Below are 18,127 nucleotides of genomic sequence, written 5' to 3' on the forward strand. Positions count from 1 at the left end.
ATAGTACATATATCCATTTATCAGAATAAGAAGCATAATTATAATAATAATAGTGTTACATATATTATAATAAAATAGATTGAGTAAAATGTAAATTATTTTGTCTTTTTTTTGGGAGGGCAAATTACTGTACAAATCAATAAAGCCAAAGTTTAATATTATACAGGTTAAGAAAATCCCAATTATTTGCATATTAATTAATAATTTATTATTTCTTATACTAAGTATTATAATTTTAATAAACATAATCAGTTCCTATATATGAAAATTGGTTTTGTATACAATATTTGTACTAATCCATTTATACAACACGGGTATTTTTTTTATTATTATAAATACAACTAATCCAGCAATAATACCTGTAGTATTCAAAATGATATCATCAATATCAATTATTCTGCTTGGATATTTAGTAATTAAATTTATAAAAAGTTGTAGTGTTTCCAACATAATACTACTTAAAAATGATAAAAGGAATAAAGATATATATTTTCTATTCTTGTTTAAAAATCCTAAAAAGATTGGCAGTGGAAACAAAAGAATTAAATTTCCAATAATCTGTCTGTTGAATAGAGTGTTATTCTTTATTAAGTGACTTATAGATTGAAAAGGAATAAGCTGAATACTATCTGAAAGATTGTACTCAACGATACGGTCTGAAGTAGGCATCCTGATTGGCAATATTCCAGTACTAAAAATAAATAAAATATATATCTCTAGAATTCCTAAAAACCATAAGGTAATTTTATGCTGTTTGTGCATTATGTAGAAAAGTGCTGTTATAATAAAAATCACTAAAAACATAAATAAAAATGTTTGTGGAAAAAGTTGAATTGTTATCATAGTTATCACCCATGCCTATCAGTTTTATTTATTGTATTTTATGTATAAATCAGCGTACCATTTAGAGCTCTTTATGTTATATTTTCCAGTTGATAGCATGCTATTTTTACCAAAGAGAAGTCTATAATCACCGGATTTGTCTCCTTTTAATTTCGATGTAGAACCATGTACACTAGATACTGTGGTTGAATCAGAACCACTTCCTGTTGCAGCCCAACCCCAGATATATTTTTTTTCAAGTTCAATCCATAAATCATCATTGTCATCACCAGTCATATTAGATGTTATAATTGTAACAGTTGGCGTTCCTGATGCATTATGAATTCTACTTGTAGTGGAGCATGAAAAACTATAATGTGTAGTATACTCTTCTTCTGCGGCCAAAACTATTGTGCAGGTTGTAAGAAAAGCAAACATACAAGTTGCTCCAATTATATTTTTTATTTTCATTAATTTTTACCTTCTAAATTGTTTAAACTGTAGACTTTCCTATTTACTGGAATATTATAGGGAAAAAATATGTTATTGTCAAATAAAAAATTTTTTTAGAAAAATTAGCAAATGCAAAATATTTAGCATCTGATAAAATAAAAATACATTAAAACAACAAAAAAACAGAACTGTCCCCTAATACTTTTGTATTAGTAAGGGAACAGTCCTATTTAATTTATGTACAGAAAATATTCTCGTATAAGAAACAGCATAGTATTTCCAATTCATTTTACTTTTTACACATTTTGCTGATGCTTAAGTTTAATTTTTAGGATTTCAAGTAATTCTTCCTGATTGTTTTCATTAAGCTGAACTAGCAAAGGACAGAATTCTTCTAAAATTTTCACATTATTATCTTCTTCTGCGTCAGCTGCACTTGTAATCTGTAATTTGACATGGTCTGTTAGTGCAATATCTGTCTGTGGGGTGCCGTCAGCTGATGCACCTCGAAGTATGTAATCACAACTTACATGGAAGTATTCAGACATTTTAGCTATTACATCTCCTGTTGGCACTACCATGTTCTGTTCCACTCGGCTTATGTTAGAACCATGTAAATCAACAATTACACCGAGTGCCTGTTGTGTTAAGTGAGCATTTTTGCGTAATGCTTTGATACGTTCCCCAATACTTTTCATAGTATCCACCTCCTATGTATAAAAAAAGATATAATCTTTTAAATAAATACTACCACACATTTACATATCAGACAAGAAAGAAACCTCTTTTTATACCTTAGAAAGAAGCTGATTTGGCTGAAGTAGGACTATTAGGCTATAAGAAAACATATGTATATTTATTCAGAAATTTTAGTATTTGAAGAAAAAACACTGGAGAGTTAGTTCCAGTGTTTGCATGGTTACATATGAATTCCTTTTTTCTTTAACTTGCGGTTCATAAATTCATTTAGCAAAAATGCAAGAACTGCTACAATAGGAACTCCAAGGAACATGCCAAGAACCCCAAAGTAAGCATCCCCTATCGTAATGGCAAAGATAACCCATATTGGTTTTAATCCAGTAGACTCACCTAGAATTTTAGGTCCTAAATACAATCCGTCAAATTGCTGTAAAATAAAAATCAGAATGGCAAATACAATGGCTTGAATAGGGTCTAGCAGCAAATAAATAATTACTCCAGGAACAGCACCAATAAATGGACCAAAGTAAGGAATCATATTGGTTATGCCTACAATTGTGCTAAGAAGCACTGCATATGGCAGTTTAAGAATAGACATAAGTACAAAGCATATCATTCCAATTATAAGAGAGTCCAGAAGCTTACCAAAAATAAAGCCACTAAAAATAGCATTACATTTAGAGGCTGTAGAACAGAAGTAGTTGGCAGTATCCTTTGGTAAGAAGGCATAAACTAAACGTTTTGCATTTCTTATTAGCAGTTCTTTGTCAATTAAAATGTAAGCAGAAATTACAATGGCAAGAATAATGTTAATCAGTGTCTTTACAATTGACATGGAAATATTAAATAGCAAAGGAAATGCATTGGTTACAATATTAGTTCCAAAATCAACAAGAGGTGATCTTAAATCGTTAATCTTGTCGCGAATAAAGGCAACATCCAGATTTGGATAGCGTTCTTGAATGCCGTTTAAGAAATCATAAGCAGCATTGTACATATCAGGGAAACGATCCGTCAGATCCTGAAAACTGGCACCAAACTGGGGAACAATGTAAATCATTATGATACTTACTAGGCCTAGAGCAATAAAATAAGATAATAAGATAGATAAAGTGTGACGAAGACTTAGTCTTAGCTTGGATTCATTAAATAGTTTTCCAAGAAGGTTATCCAGTTTTTTTACAATAGGATTTAATATATAGGCAATAAAAAATCCAATAAAGAAAGGAGACAGAGTACGAAAAAGGTTTGCTATTGTTTTTTGCGTTTTGCTCCAGTTTAAGATGCAGTAAACAAGAATGCTACCAGTTATTATTACAAAAAGAGAGTAAATACATATGGTAAAGTACTTTGAATTTGTTTCAAAAACATTCCGTTTTTCTTTACCAGATTTGTGTTCATTTACGGACATATTCCTCAGTTCCTTTCTATTCTTTAAACATATTTTAAAATAAGTTGAATGTATTATCTTTTATCAATATTATAGACTGAAAGAGAATGGAGCGCAATAAAATATAATTTTTTAAAAAAAAGCTTGCTTTTTTAGGTTTAATCATATATAATCATACTTGCGTTAAGGCAATGAATTAAATTTAATAAATAAGCGCTTCTAGCTCAGTTGGTAGAGCACCTGACTCTTAATCAGGGTGTCCAGGGTTCGAACCCCTGGAGGCGCATCTCAAGGTCCTTGTTTAGCGAACATATGAGTCGTTGGGTAAGGGCTTTTTATTTGCTAAGCATTCGAACATAAATTCGACAAAACATTTTTAAGGAAAAGAGTATCTGAAGCTTGATTTCCTGTAAATTAGAAAATGTTTTTGTGGTATACTAGTACCAGAGCAAAAAAACGGAGGAAGAATTATGAATAAAGATCCTTTCGTGTCACCGGCATTAAAGTGGGTGGGAGGAAAAAGACAATTACTAAAAGATATAAAGCCGCTGATACCGGAAGAACTTACAATGTATTATGAACCCTTTTTTGGAGGCGGTGCAGTTTTATTTGAAACGCAGCCAGAAAAGGCCGTTATAAATGATGCGAACGAAGAACTTATGAATGTGTATCGGACGATCCGTGATGATTGTGATCAGTTGATTGAACTGTTAAAAAAACATAATGAGAACAATACAGCAAAATATTATTATGAAGTTAGAGGATTTGACAGGGATCAGGCATTATATGAGGCCATGACAGCAACAGAACGGGCAGCAAGAATCGTGTTTCTAAATAAGACTTGTTATAACGGTTTGTTTCGGGTAAACCAGTCTGGCCAGTTTAACGCACCCTATGGCAAATATAAAAATCCTAATATTGTTAATGAAGAAACCTTACGTGCTATTTCTAGATACTTACAAAAGGCAAAGATAGAAATAAAGTCAGGGGATTACAAAGATGCAATTAAAGGAGCTAGAAAAGGAGCATTTGTCTACTTAGATCCTCCATATCATCCTATATCCTATTCCAGTTCTTTTACAGGTTATACAAACAATGGGTTCGGAATAAAGGAACAGCAGGAGTTAAAGGCACAGTGTGATAAACTCAACAAAAGGGGAGTAAGGTTTTTATTATCTAATTCTTATTGTGACTTTATAACACAATTATATCAGGAGTACCATATAAAACAGGTGTCTGCAAAGCGTGCTATTAATTCCAAAGCAGATAAACGTGGAGAAGTGGGGGAGGTATTAATCGCCAATTATGAAATTCAATAATGCGGAAGGCATAACAGAATCTGTTACGTTAAATGACAAAGCATGGGATTGTATATTTGAACGGTATGATATTGTGGAACAGGTAAGAAAAAATGGAATGTTCCATATTACAGCCAGTCAGATTAAAGAATTCAGGGAACCACGGCTTATGACAAAGTTTGATACAAGAGATTCCATTCCTAGGGCATTTGGAAAGGGAAAAGAAAAAATGTCTATATTGCCTGATAGCAGAGGAAGTTATGTAATTGGATATTTTGATACTTATCTGGAGTTTCCCGATATGGAAAGAAGAATAAAGCATGTGGAATTTCCAGACTATTTGCAGACCATAAGTAAAAGAAATATTAATAGTGAAGCCAATGTTATTAATGTTTTAGGGGTTACAAATATTTTAGAAGATTTTCTTTCTGAAAATGGAATGATACAAACTATTAGCGGCAGAATGAAATCTGGAGTATTTGATTTTTTTATACAGGATACAAGGCAGCAGGTATTTCATAAAATTGCAGTAAAAAATGCACAGATTGAAGTTGATGCAGGCTTTGAAAATCAAAACTGCGTCTGTATTATGGAAGCAAAAAATGTTGTCCATAAAGATTTTATTGTAAGACAGCTCTATTATCCATACCGTTGCTGGGAGGAGAAGGTAGGTAAACCAGTAAGAACTGTTTTTATGGTGTATAGCAATAACGTTTTCCGTTTGTTAGAATATGAATTTACACAGACAGACTGTTATAGTTCTATCCAGTTTATAAGACAGAAAAACTATAGTTTTGAAGATGTAGATATTAAACACTCTGATTTAATGGAGTGTTATCAGAGAACAAGGGCCTTAAAAGAGCCAAGGGAAATTCCGTTTATTCAGGCAGACAGTTTTAATACGGTAATTTCACTATTGGAAATTGTTACGGAAGAACCAAAAACAATTGCGGAGATTTCTAGCCGAATTGGCTTTGCCACAAGGCAGGGGGATTATTATTTTAACGCTGCCAAGTACTTAGGTTTAACAGAAAAGATTACAGATGCAGATGGTTCTAAGAAAGTAGAACTTTCGGCACTTGGAAAAAGGGTAATGAATCTTCCATATAAAGAACGTCAGCTTATGTATATAGAACTGATGTTTCAACATGAGATTTTCAGGGAGACATTTTTTCCGTCTGCAATTGCAGGAAGGTTAGTAGATAAGGACTTTATACAAAAGAAGATGTCAGAATTAAATGTGTGTGGTCCTAATCTGGTGGGGCGAAGAGCTTCAAGTGTAATGGGATGGTTAAGATGGATCTTTTCAATAATAAATGAGTAAGAATACAGTTCTTTTTTTAAATAAACAATACTAAGAGGGAATGGAGGAAATGATATGATTCATGTATATTATGGAGATGGGAAAGGAAAAACAACTGCAGCGGCAGGATTAGCTGTGCGGGCAGCAGGAACTGGCATGAAAGTATATGTGGTTCGTTTCTTAAAGACAGAAAATTCGGGAGAAGTAAAATCTTTAAGACAACTTGAAAACATTATCGTTGAGCCCATTACAAAAAGTTTTGGTTTTACATTTGATATGACACCAGAGCAGAAGGAAGAAGCAAAGATTTATTATACAGAAATGCTTCGTAAAGCGATCTCTAAAGAAAATGTAGAAAAGTATGATATGTTTGTTATGGATGAAGTAAATATTGTATTTGGCTATGGTTTTATAGACAAGCAGGAGTTACTGGATTTTCTAAAAGAGTATGGGCAGAAAAAAGAAATTGTAATTACTGGTGCAGTCAGACAGGAAGAAATTGTAGAGCTTGCAGATTATGTAACAGAAATTAAAAAGGAAAAACATCCATATGATAAGGGAGTAAATGCCCGAAAGGGTATTGAATTTTAATAAAGGAAAGGGTAGGGAGATTACAGTTTTTTTGATAAAATCTTTTAGAAAAATTTATAAAAAGTCATTAATAGCTTTAATTTCTTCAATATCCGTATTTTCCCTTATTTTTGTAGTAAGATTAATACCAGAATCACAATATTTTAGTTGCATTTCTAATGGAATTTCTTCCTCTGTCCTTTCGTACAGGAAAAAGGACAGTTTGCTAGAAATTCAGGCAAAAGTTTTGGTATTTGTAAGTGCGGGAGTTGCTGCAGTCATTTTCATGTCCGTAATGCCTAAGGTTGTGTATCAGGCACATAAAGAGTCTATTGTTTCCGTAAAAGAAGATATTCCGATTTGTCTAGGGATAAAGTGAAAAGAGATGATTATGCAGTTTATCTTAGAAGCTTTACTGGTTCTGCCTATAAATAAAAAATGGGATGATTTAGAACCAGCACAGGAAAAAGAGTAAAGTATCATTATCATGAAGTGGATAGAATAACAGAAGGAGAGTGATCTATGGCAAAACAAACAGGAGATTATTGCACCGTTTGATTCTATTACAATAGTTGAAAGTTTTTAACAATAAGCCAGTTTCTGATTATGAATGTATGAGGTGTAAAATGCTATATGAAAATGTAAGAAAGGAACTGCATGAGACATCTTCCCGGAAAAAAAGAAATTATGAAGTTTGTAGGGTATTTTAACATATAAACAGGAATGGATCTTTTGGAGAATCTAGTGTATAATGGATTCGGTTTATATGGAAAGAAAAGCTACTAGGGAAGATTGATAGGAGGAAATCAACTATGAGTAATATTGAAACAATGTCAGTTAATGCAATCCGTGTGCTTGCAGCAGATGCTATTCAAAAAGCAAATTCTGGACATCCAGGTCTACCATTAGGCTGTGCCAGCATTGGCTATGAATTATGGGCGAAACATATGAAACATAACCCAGCTAATCCACAATGGGCTAACCGTGACCGTTTTATTTTATCAGGTGGACATGGTTCTGCTTTATTATATTCCTTATTACATTTATTTGGTTATGGAAACCTTTCAAAAGAGGATTTAGCACAGTTCAGACAGTTAGATTCACTTACACCTGGACATCCAGAGTATGGCCATACTGTTGGTGTAGAAGCTACAACTGGACCTCTTGGAGCAGGTATGGGTATGGCAGTTGGTATGGCTATGGCAGAAGCACATCTTGCAGCACGTTTTAATAAAGAGGGCTATGATGTTGTGGATCATTATACATTTGCACTTGGTGGAGATGGATGTATGATGGAAGGTATCTCTTCTGAAGCATTTTCCCTTGCTGGAACATTAGGGCTTAGCAAGTTAATTATCCTTTATGATTCTAACAAAATTTCTATTGAAGGTGATACGGATATTGCGTTTACAGAAGACGTACAAAAACGTGTAGAAGCATTTGGCTTCCAGACATTAGTTGTAGAAGATGGTAACAACCTAGAAGAGATCGGCAAAGCAATTGAAGCTGCAAAAGCAGACAAAACAAGACCATCTTTCATTACGATCAAAACAAAAATCGGTTTTGGCTGTCCAGCAAAAGAAGGTAAAGCCAGTGCTCACGGTGAACCTTTAGGAGTGGATAACGTAACAGCATTAAAAGAAAACTTACAGTGGCCATCACAAGAGCCATTTTATGTGCCTGATGAGGTATATGCACATTACAAAGAAATCACAGATGGTTTAGCAAAAGAAGAAGCAGAATGGAATGCCATGTTTGCAAAATACTGTGAAGCATATCCTGAAATGAAAGCGTTATGGGATGAGATGCATTCCGACGTAGATGCACAGGCATTATTAGAGAACGAAGAATTTTGGAAATTTGAAGATAAACCAGAAGCAACTAGAAACTTATCTGGAATGGTAATCAACCGTATTAAGGATATTGTTCCTGGATTTATTGGTGGTGCAGCAGATTTAGCTCCATCCACTAAGACATATATGAAAGACATGGGAGATTTCTCAAAAGATAATTATGGGGGACGTAACTTACACTTTGGTGTTCGTGAGTTAGCTATGACAGCTATTGGAAATGGTTTAATGATACATGGAGGATTACGTTCTTTCGTATCTACATTCTTTGTATTCAGTGATTATGTAAAACCAATGGCAAGATTATCTGCACTTATGGGGGCTCCATTATCATTTGTATTAACACATGACAGTATTGGTGTTGGAGAAGATGGACCAACACATGAACCAATTGAACAATTAGCAATGTTACGTGCAATGCCTAACTTTACTGTATACCGTCCAGCAGATGCTACAGAAACAATTGCAGCCTGGTATTATGCAGTAACATCTAAGAAAACACCTACTGCATTAGTATTAACACGACAGAATCTGCCTCAGTTAGCAGGTTCAAGCAAGGAAGCATTAAAAGGTGGATATGTAATCGCAGATTCCACAAAAGAAACACCAGATGCTATCTTAATTGCAAGTGGTTCTGAAGTGTCTTTAGCGATCAGTGCAAAAGAAGAACTAGCAAAAGAAAATATTGATGTTCGAGTAGTAAGTATGCCATCTATGGATGTATTCGAACAGCAGTCTAAGGAATATAAAGAAAAAGTATTACCAATTGAATGTAGAAAGAGAGTTGCAATTGAAGCACTTTCCGACTTTGGTTGGGGAAAATACGTTGGTTTAGACGGCGCATATGTAACAATGAAATCCTTTGGAGCAAGTGCACCTGCAAATCTACTATTTGAGAAATTTGGCTTCACAACTGAAAATGTTGTAAATACGGTAAAAGGTATTTTATAAAATTAGGGTTTATCTTCTATGTTTTCTGTGAAGTCTATTAAGTTTTTATTAACATTTTCAAAGTTCAAGTTTCCGTTACAATTTTGTGGTAAAATGAGCTTAGAAATTGAGTGAAAAACCATGTAAACACACAGAGAAGTATAGGAGAGGATATATGGAATTACCAATTTATTATGATGAGGCAGAAGAGTGGAAAAGTGCGATCTTCCTCTACAATTCTGCCTTACGTGAAATTAATACAAAGCTTGAAATTTTAAACGATGAATTCAAGTTAGCACACAGTTATAATCCGATAGAACACATTACTTCCAGGGTGAAATCACCAGAAAGTATAGCAAAAAAAATCCGTCATAAGAATAAGGAACTGACAGTTGAAAATATTGTTAAGTATGTAAATGATGTAGCGGGGATACGTGTGATCTGTTCTTTTACATCTGATATTTACAGACTGGCAGATGCAATTGCCAACCAGAATGACGTAAAGGTATTAAAGGTAAAAGATTATATTACCAGTCCTAAGGAAAATGGATATAAGAGTTATCATATGATAGTGTCAATTCCTATTTTCTTGACAGATAATGTAATTGACACCAAAGTTGAAATTCAGATACGAACTATAGCCATGGACTTTTGGGCTAGTTTAGAGCATAAAATATATTATAAGTTTGAAGGAAATGCACCAGAAAGAATTAAAAAGGACTTAAAAGAGTGTGCAGATATTATTGGATATCTAGATCACAAGATGATGTCTTTAAATGGTGAAATTCAAAGTTATACGAAAAATAATCTAAGTGATTATAAGGAGATTATGTCTCAAAATTATCTGAACTGCCTGAAAGAGAGTTATGGAAAAATCGTCGAGGATGATGAAGAAGAAGGTGCTGCAAAGAACCAGAATATAAAGAAGCCAGAAGAAAAAAATGCAGGGGCAGAATCTATAACAAGTTCCAACCCATTTGCGGATCTTGGCGGTCAAGTGAAGAAGCGGATTTTTCGTAAAAAACAGGCATAAAAAAATGCGTACAGATTATGTTTATAACTGTACGCATTTTTTGGATATTATATTCTGTTATTTCGTTAAACAACAATTATTTTGATACGTTTATATTTTCCACTTCCATCAGCTGCAGAAACCTTTATATAACATATACCTCTTTTTTTGGCTGTAATGCGCCCACTTTTAGAAATACTGGCAACGGTTTTTTTAGAAGAAGTATAGCGCAATCTTTTTACTGTTGCATTGGACGGGGATATTGTGGAACGAATGTTGAAAAAGGTTCCTTTTTTCAGTTTCTTTGTGGATATGTTAGTCTTAATTGATTTTACAAGATGTCCATAAACAGTTATAGTTTTAGAAGCAACAAACCGGCTATTGGTAGAAACACAGCTGATAACTGTCTGGCCAGGCCGTTTTGCTGTTAAAACTCCTTCTTTGGAAACAGATGCGATATAAGGTTTGGAACTGTACCATTTAAAATCGTATTGGCTCTCGTCATCATTGTAATTAATCAGAGCATAATTTAAGTCCATTTGTCTGTTTAATTTTATTTTATTAGAAGCACAGCGAATTGCTAAATGTGGCTTTGGATCTGTCTGTGCTTTAACATTATCTACAGTTTCCATTAAGATATAGGTTCCGGAATAATAGGCATCAAAGACAAACTCATTATTGCTATTGACATATCCCTCTGGAATTCCAGAGACAGATTTTCGGTTAGTTGTATAGATGACCTGTACACATTCTTTAGAAAAGCTGGATGGAAGTTTTATCTTTACTGGTAAAGGAGAGCTTTCCTGAAATACAAGGTCGGCAATATTTAATTCAAATCCTATGTATTTTGTTGTCTTATTCTGTGTAAAGACAACTGTTTTTAATATGCTTCTCTCATAAGTCATAAGCTGCATTTCACAAGCATTTCCGTATTGCTGTCCAGTTATGTCAACCGTTACTGTTGAATGATAGGTACCATCGGAAATGCTCTGGCTAAGAATATGTGGTGTAGAACTTTGTTTTTCCCAGCCTGCATATATAGTAGTATTTCTATATATTTTTTGAGAAAAGTCAAATTTACTGGTTAGGGATGAATCCGTATACCAGCCACGAAACCAGTAACCAGATCGGGATGGGTTATCGGGTTCATCAATAGTTGAGCCATAGCGTACATTTGTTATGGCTGCGACAGAACTGCCTCCGTTGGTATTAAACTGTACATAGAAGACGGTATCTTTTATGCTAGCCGCCTTAGCATTATCAGGCTGTACGCAAGTTGTTGCGAATAAAAGAATTGCTAATAATACTAGCCACACTGATTTTTGTTTTTTCATATGACCTCCTATTTTTCTAACTTTAGTCAAATTTAAAGTTGGATAATAGAGCTCCTAAACTAGTTGATGCTGTTTCCTGTTCCGTATATTCAATTGGAGCGTCTTTTACATCTTCAACAATATCTTCTTTGTCTTCAACGGCCTTAATACTTAAGCTGATTTTGCCGTCTTTTACGTCAATAATTTTAACATTTACTTCTTGGCCTTCACTTAACACTTCTTTCGGACTCTTTAAATGTCTTCCACAGATTTGGGAAATATGAACCAGACCACTCAAGTCATCGCCGATTTTTACAAATGCACCATAAGGAGCAAGTTTTTCAACTACACCACTTGTAACAAGCCCAATTTGAAGACTGGAAACTTTTAATTTATGTTCTTTCTCTGCACGTTCCCTTGCAACTTGTTTAGCTGAAAGAACCAGCTTCTTTTTATCTTCATCTACTGTAATGACAACGGCATCTATGGTTTTTCCTTTGTATGGTTCCAGATCCTCTACATAAGAAAGAGCTAATTGAGATGCAGGAATAAAACTACGAATCCCTTCAACATAAGTAATGACGCCACTATTTACAACTTCTTTAATCTTACAGGAATAAACCGTTTCATTTTTCATAGCTTCCTTTAAGATTTCCCAAGATAGTATATCATGAGCTTGTTTTAAAGAAAGAAGCACATTACCCTCTCCGTCATCTTCACGAAGAACAACTGCGGTAATGGAATCACCTGCTGCAATATCAGTTTTAATTGAAAATCCTGGGTCATTGCTTAACTCAGTAATTTTAATAATTCCTTCAGCGTAATAGCCCAAGTCAATCATAACTTCTGAATCTGTTACCCCGATTACAGTACCTGTAATCAGCTCTCCTTCCTTTACTGAACGGAAAGAACGGTTTAATTCATCTTTAAATTCATCCATAGAAGGAATTATTTCCTGTAATTTTTCTTCACTATTTGTATTTTCAGACATATGTATCCCTCTTTTACAGTTTATTACTTCCATTATAACATATACTTAGTACGAAACCAATAGGTATACAAATATTTGAAACCTAGGCTTTCATATAGAGTACGGGCTGGGGTATTGTCTTTTACAACCTGCAGGTAAGCATGAACAGCTCCTCTTTGCATGCCGGCATGAATCAAGGCATCACAAATTGCATGGGCATAATGTCTTCTTCGATAATCTTGATGCACATAAATAGCATATATGCCAATGTGTTCTCTATCCAGAATGCCAAGACCAGAAGCAACCATGACTCCGCCTTGATAAATGGAAGCGGAAACAGTTGGTTTGGGAATTGAATGGTACATATAAGGAACAATTTTTTTTAAGTTAGGATCCGTCGTGCCATTTAAGTGAAGCAGATTATTGATCCATTCATCTGTAAGCTCATTTTCTAATATAACATCAATATCATTAGGAAATGATATGAAATTCTGAAAAGAAAGAGTCATGTTATCGGTTATATGTTCAATACAGTAGCCTTGACTTTCTAAGTATTTATCTACTTCTTTATCAATTAATGGACTTATTTTGAAAATACAAGGCGTTTTTTCCATTTTGTATTCATTTTCACAAAAGGCTACTTTTTGGGAAAGTGGCAAGCTGGATTGTCCAATAAGATTTACACAGTTAGTTCTATGTGTATAGTTGCTTGAATAACGTAAAATCCAGCCATCATAAAGTTCGGTTTTGTGTGATGGCCATGCATTGAAAGATAACTCGTCAATCTTTTTTATGTAGTCATTCATGGTAGAAGCCTTCTTTCTATATAAATTTCTTATATAAATTGTACATAAGATTATATTTTATATCTTTCACATTTGCAATGAAATTTATGATATAATATTTTGGAAGATAGGTTAAAAAAGAGAAAACAATATGATAAGAAAGGAAAATTGGGTATGCCATCATTTTTATCTAATTTAGAAGGGTTTCGCGGAACAGGCGAAGTAAATGAACAAGGACAGGCACTGGAACAGTTTCTGGAAGGTTATAATGCCAATAAGTATGAAAAACCAAGTGTAACAGCAGATGTATTAGTATTTGCATATCAGAGTGGACAAAAAGACTTACTAAATGAAATAAAATTGCTAATGGTAAAAAGAAAGAATCATCCAAGTATTGGTTTTTGGGCAATTCCTGGTGGATTTGCCAAAGTAAGGGAAGACTTAGTGGAAACCGCAAAGCGTGAATTAAAAGAGGAGACTGGTTTGACGGATATTCCTCTTACGCAGATGTATACATACGGAGAAGTAGAGAGAGACCCAAGAGATCGCGTCGTTACAACTGCATATGTTGGTCTTGTTGAAGATGGGACACAAAAACCAGTGGCAGCAGACGATGCAAAAGACGCAAAGTGGTGGAACGTAGAAGTGGCTAAAGTGTCAGAGACAGAAAAAGGAGCAGTGAAGGAGGTAGAATACAGGCTGACAATGACAACACAAGGAGAACGGGAACTGACAGCACTTGTAGTTGAAAAGATACAGCTAGGTACACCTCTTCAGATATCAGAATATTCAGTAAAGGAATCAAATGGCATTGCATTTGATCATGCCAGATATATTGTGCAGGGATACACATTTATTGAGAGAAGTCCTAAGAATGCAATGGAAAATGTACAGGTATTTAAGGCAGAGTTATCAAAAGAAGCCGTACAGGATCCTGCTGTTTGTGAAACACCAGCTTCTTCCGTGGATGTAAACGGAAAGAGAGTTCCAATACCGGTAGTGAAAAAGGGAAATCCTAATTTTGCATGGTATGAAAATGCATCATTCTATCATATTTATCCATTAGGGTTATGTGGAGCACCAAAATTAAATGAAGGACAGGAAGTGACAGAACGTCTAAATAAACTCCTGCCTTGGATTAGCCATATTAAAGAGATTGGCTGCAATGGCATTTATTTAGGACCAGTGTTTGAATCTGTTGGACATGGCTATGAAACAACGGATTATAAAACAGTAGACCGAAGACTTGGAACCAATGAAACATTAAGGAACTTTGTGGATGAATGCCATAGACAGGGAATCAGGGTTGTATTAGATGGCGTATTTAATCACACAGGAAGAGAGTTCTTTGCATTTAAGGATATAAAAGAAAAGAGAGAGGGTTCCCAGTACCGGGACTGGTATTGTAATGTAAATTTTGGCGGAAACAATGAATACAATGACGGTTTTTCCTATGAGAACTGGGGAGGTTATAACCTGCTTGTAAAACTGAATCAAAGAAATCCAGCCGTAATAGATTACATCTGTAATGTGATTCGTTTTTGGGTAGAAGAGTTTGATATTGATGGAATTCGTCTGGATGCAGCAGATGTGCTGGATTTTGAATTTATGAAAACACTTAGAGCTGTTGCAAGAGAAGTAAAGGATCAGTTTTGGCTTATGGGAGAGGTTATACATGGAGACTACGGCAGATGGGTAAATGATGATATGCTTCATTCTGTTACGAACTATCAATTACACAAGGCACTATTCTCAGGACATAACGACCATAATTATTTTGAAATTGCACATAATGTGAAATATGTCTATAATCAGGTAAATGGAAATTTGTTAAAATTATACAATTTCTTAGACAACCATGATGTTGACAGGATTGCATCTAAAGTGAACAATAAAGACAATCTTGTACCAATCTATTATCTTTTATATACACTTCCAGGAGTGCCATCCATCTACTATGGTTCAGAGTTTGCAGTAGAAGGTGTAAAGGTAAATGGCAGTGATGATGGGTTAAGGCCAGAGCTTGATTTACAACAGCTTGAGCAGCAGCATAAAGGGGACAGGTTAATATCAGAAATTGCAAAGCTGGGAGAGTTAAGACAGGAAAGTGAAGTACTGGCAAAAGGACGTTATGAAGAATTGATGTTGACAAACCGTCAGTTTGCATTTGGAAGAATGTTAGATAGAGAAGCTATAATTACAGTAGTTAATAATGACGAACAGGCAGCGGAAAGCTATGTTCCAGTTCATATGCAGGCATCAGAAGCACAGGATATTTTTACAGGGGAAAAAGTGCGGGTTGAAAATGGAACAATTCGAGTTATGTTAGAAAAAAACAGCGGAAGAGTATTTTATGTGAGAGGCTAATGAAAGTCAGGGAGGTAAATAAATGCAGGAGGTTCTAAGAAATTGGATCAATGAGGTGCAATATAAAGAGTTAATTGAAGGAGTAAACAATTGTCCGCATAAGCTTTTAGGAATGCACCAGATAGAAGGAGGCAAAGGAATTATTGTGTATCGTCCACAGGCATGGTCTGTGGAGGTGATACATGAAGAGTCAGGTTTTCGCGAAGAACTTCAGAGAATTGATGATAATGGAGTATTTGGAAGGTATTTTGATAAGTTAGAGTTTGATACCTATACATTAGCAGTTCGCTATGGAGAAGATGATGTTGTATATACAAATGATCCATATAATTTTGAACCAGTAATTGGAGAAATGGATCGATACTTATTTGGAGAAGGCAATCATTATGAAATCTATAAGAAATTAGGAGCACACCCAATGATTATAGATGGAGTTTCTGGCACATATTTTGCAGTGTGGGCTCCAAATGCAAGAGCGGTAAGTGTAGTAGGGAATTTTAATATGTGGGACAGCCGTCTTCATCCAATGCGTATCCTTGGAGTGTCAGGAATTTATGAATTATTTATTCCAGGAGTGGGAGAAGATGCTGTTTATAAATATTTTATACGGACAAGAGATGGAAAAGAACTGTTTAAGAGTGATCCATATGGAAACTATGCAGAAGTAAGACCAGATAATGCTTCTAAAGTGACTGATTTGGAAAACTATAACTGGCGGGATAAGCAATGGGAGGAAAGAAAGGCAAAATTAAAACGCAGGGACAGAATGGATTCGCCTATAACCATTTATGAAGTGCATCCTGGTTCTTGGAAGAAACATCAAGATGGCACAGAAGACGGTTTTTATACATATAGGGAGTTAGCAGAGGAACTAGGTGATTATTTATTAGAAATGAAATATACCCATGTAGAACTTATGGGAATTGCAGAACATCCATTTGACGGTTCATGGGGATATCAGGTAGTTGGGTATTATGCGCCAACTTCAAGATATGGGACACCACAAGATTTTATGTATTTTGTGGACTATATGCATCAGAGAGGAATAGGAGTAATTCTTGACTGGGTACCAGCACATTTTCCCAAAGATGCACATGGGTTAGGGAGATTTGATGGAGAGCCATTATATGAACATCCAGATAAAAGAAGAGGAGAACATCCACACTGGGGAACCTACATTTTTAATTATGGAAAGAAAGAAGTGGAAAACTTTTTAATTGGAAATGCAATTTTCTGGATTAAGGAATTTCATATAGATGGACTTCGGGTAGATGCAGTTGCATCTATGCTTTACTTAGATTATGGAAAAAGTGATGGTGAGTGGCTTCCAAATGAAAAGGGTGGAAATGAAAATACGGAAGCGATTCAATTTATGCAGCACTTAAATCGTGTAATAGAAGAAAGACATCCAAGTGCTCTTATAATAGCAGAAGAATCTACTGCATGGGCAGGAGTTACTGCACCAGTTGGAATGGATGGGTTAGGTTTTCTATTTAAATGGAACATGGGCTGGATGAATGATTTTTTAGAATATATGAAATTAGATCCTTACTTTAGAAAATTTAATCAGAATATGCTGACGTTTAGCTTTGCATATGCAGGAAGTGAAAACTTTATTGAGGTATTGTCTCATGATGAGGTAGTGCATGGAAAAGGTTCCATGATTAATAAAATGCCAGGAACCATAGAAGAAAAGTTTGCTAATCTTCGAGCTGCTTATGGTCTTATGTATGCACATCCTGGAAAGAAACTTTTATTTATGGGACAGGAAATTGCCCAGTCAAGGGAATGGAGTGAAAAACGGGAACTGGACTGGTTTGAATTACAAAATGAAAAAAACAGGAAACTGCAGGCTTATGTGAAAAAATTAAATGAAGTCTATCAGATGTATCCGGCTTTTTATAGTAATGATTATCATGAAAATGGATTTGAATGGGTAGACGGCTCTGACTGTGAAAATAGTGTAATTTCCTTTATCCGAAAAGGGAAAAATACACAAGATCAGATTCTTGTGGTATGTAGTTTTACACCAATTATTCGGGAAAAGTATCTAGTAGGGGTACCAGCATTAACAAGTTATAAAGAAATTATAAATTCAGATGCCATTGAGTTTGGTGGATGCGGTAAAATAAATAGAAATCCGATAAAGTCCAAAAAAATACCTTGTCAGGGCAAGCCGTTTTCCATTGAATTGACATTGCCGCCACTGTCGGTTATGATGTTTAAGTTTAGTACACGTAAGAAAAAGAAACGGGATCAAAAAAAGTAGTATACATTTATAAATTAATTTAGATAACAAAATAATTCACAAAAATAAGTTCATTTTTTCATAATATATTGACATAATGTACAAAAAGTAGTATAC

The 18,127-nt window shown here is 34.7% G+C and carries 14 protein-coding genes, 1 tRNA gene and 1 pseudogene; 9 read left to right on the forward strand and 7 right to left on the reverse strand.

What is annotated here, in order from left to right:
* Window positions 1-255 precede the first annotated feature (255 nt).
* From BMY85_RS09410 to BMY85_RS09425, 4 genes are all read right to left on the reverse strand, one after another.
* Window positions 256-843 carry a VanZ family protein gene (locus BMY85_RS09410; protein WP_092478023.1) on the reverse strand — a complete coding sequence of 196 codons (588 nt, stop codon included), beginning with the start codon at window positions 841-843 and terminating at the stop codon, window positions 256-258.
* A 24-nt stretch (window positions 844-867) separates the two neighbouring features.
* On the reverse strand, window positions 868-1,293 hold the full coding sequence (locus BMY85_RS09415) for a hypothetical protein (RefSeq protein WP_092478024.1): 426 nt from the start codon (window positions 1,291-1,293) through the stop codon (window positions 868-870).
* Window positions 1,294-1,571: 278 nt separating this feature from the next.
* Complete coding sequence (locus tag BMY85_RS09420) at window positions 1,572-1,973, reverse strand: helix-turn-helix domain-containing protein (RefSeq protein ID WP_092478025.1); 402 nt, start codon at window positions 1,971-1,973, stop codon at window positions 1,572-1,574.
* A gap of 221 nt (window positions 1,974-2,194) precedes the next feature.
* Window positions 2,195-3,385, reverse strand: a complete 1,191-nt coding sequence (locus BMY85_RS09425) for an AI-2E family transporter (protein WP_092478026.1) — start codon at window positions 3,383-3,385, stop codon at window positions 2,195-2,197.
* 192 nt (window positions 3,386-3,577) lie between these two features.
* Between BMY85_RS09425 and BMY85_RS09430 the strand changes: the two genes are divergently transcribed.
* The 7 genes and pseudogenes from BMY85_RS09430 to BMY85_RS09460 all read left to right on the forward strand — a co-directional run.
* A tRNA-Lys gene (locus tag BMY85_RS09430) sits at window positions 3,578-3,650 on the forward strand.
* 184 nt (window positions 3,651-3,834) lie between these two features.
* Window positions 3,835-4,683: a DNA adenine methylase gene (locus BMY85_RS09435; protein WP_092478027.1), complete on the forward strand. Its 849-nt coding sequence runs from the start codon at window positions 3,835-3,837 to the stop codon at window positions 4,681-4,683.
* Window positions 4,670-5,986, forward strand: coding sequence for a type II restriction enzyme (locus BMY85_RS09440; RefSeq protein ID WP_092478028.1), 1,317 nt, complete (start codon window positions 4,670-4,672; stop codon window positions 5,984-5,986). Before BMY85_RS09435 ends, BMY85_RS09440 begins: the two co-directional genes overlap by 14 nt.
* A gap of 54 nt (window positions 5,987-6,040) precedes the next feature.
* Complete coding sequence (locus BMY85_RS09445; RefSeq protein WP_092478029.1) at window positions 6,041-6,556, forward strand: cob(I)yrinic acid a,c-diamide adenosyltransferase; 516 nt, start codon at window positions 6,041-6,043, stop codon at window positions 6,554-6,556.
* 202 nt (window positions 6,557-6,758) lie between these two features.
* Window positions 6,759-6,914, forward strand: a complete 156-nt coding sequence (locus tag BMY85_RS15645; RefSeq protein WP_177180726.1) for a hypothetical protein — start codon at window positions 6,759-6,761, stop codon at window positions 6,912-6,914.
* 433 nt (window positions 6,915-7,347) lie between these two features.
* A complete protein-coding gene (tkt, locus tag BMY85_RS09455) occupies window positions 7,348-9,336 on the forward strand; it encodes a transketolase (RefSeq protein WP_092478031.1) in 1,989 nt (662 codons plus the stop codon).
* 154 nt (window positions 9,337-9,490) lie between these two features.
* Window positions 9,491-10,108 (forward strand): annotated as a pseudogene (locus BMY85_RS09460) (GTP pyrophosphokinase); the annotation flags it as partial.
* A 305-nt stretch (window positions 10,109-10,413) separates the two neighbouring features.
* On the opposite strand, the gene BMY85_RS09465 reads toward BMY85_RS09460, so the two are convergent.
* The 3 genes from BMY85_RS09465 to BMY85_RS09475 are packed head-to-tail and all read right to left on the reverse strand — an operon-like array spanning window position 10,414 to window position 13,416.
* A complete protein-coding gene (locus tag BMY85_RS09465) occupies window positions 10,414-11,661 on the reverse strand; it encodes an InlB B-repeat-containing protein (RefSeq protein ID WP_092478033.1) in 1,248 nt (415 codons plus the stop codon).
* A 22-nt stretch (window positions 11,662-11,683) separates the two neighbouring features.
* Window positions 11,684-12,631: a S1 RNA-binding domain-containing protein gene (locus tag BMY85_RS09470; protein ID WP_177180727.1), complete on the reverse strand. Its 948-nt coding sequence runs from the start codon at window positions 12,629-12,631 to the stop codon at window positions 11,684-11,686.
* A gap of 32 nt (window positions 12,632-12,663) precedes the next feature.
* Window positions 12,664-13,416 carry a GNAT family N-acetyltransferase gene (locus BMY85_RS09475; RefSeq protein WP_092478034.1) on the reverse strand — a complete coding sequence of 251 codons (753 nt, stop codon included), beginning with the start codon at window positions 13,414-13,416 and terminating at the stop codon, window positions 12,664-12,666.
* Window positions 13,417-13,569: 153 nt separating this feature from the next.
* Between BMY85_RS09475 and BMY85_RS16180 the strand changes: the two genes are divergently transcribed.
* Window positions 13,570-15,762, forward strand: coding sequence for an alpha-amylase family glycosyl hydrolase (locus BMY85_RS16180; protein ID WP_092478035.1), 2,193 nt, complete (start codon window positions 13,570-13,572; stop codon window positions 15,760-15,762).
* Between the two features lie 22 nt (window positions 15,763-15,784).
* Window positions 15,785-18,031, forward strand: coding sequence for a 1,4-alpha-glucan branching protein GlgB (gene glgB / locus BMY85_RS09485; RefSeq protein ID WP_092478036.1), 2,247 nt, complete (start codon window positions 15,785-15,787; stop codon window positions 18,029-18,031).
* The last annotated feature ends 96 nt before the right edge of the window (window positions 18,032-18,127 follow it).

It is taken from the genome of [Clostridium] polysaccharolyticum (genome assembly GCF_900111595.1).
Taxonomy (GTDB): Bacteria; Bacillota; Clostridia; order Lachnospirales; family Lachnospiraceae; genus Clostridium_AI; species Clostridium_AI polysaccharolyticum.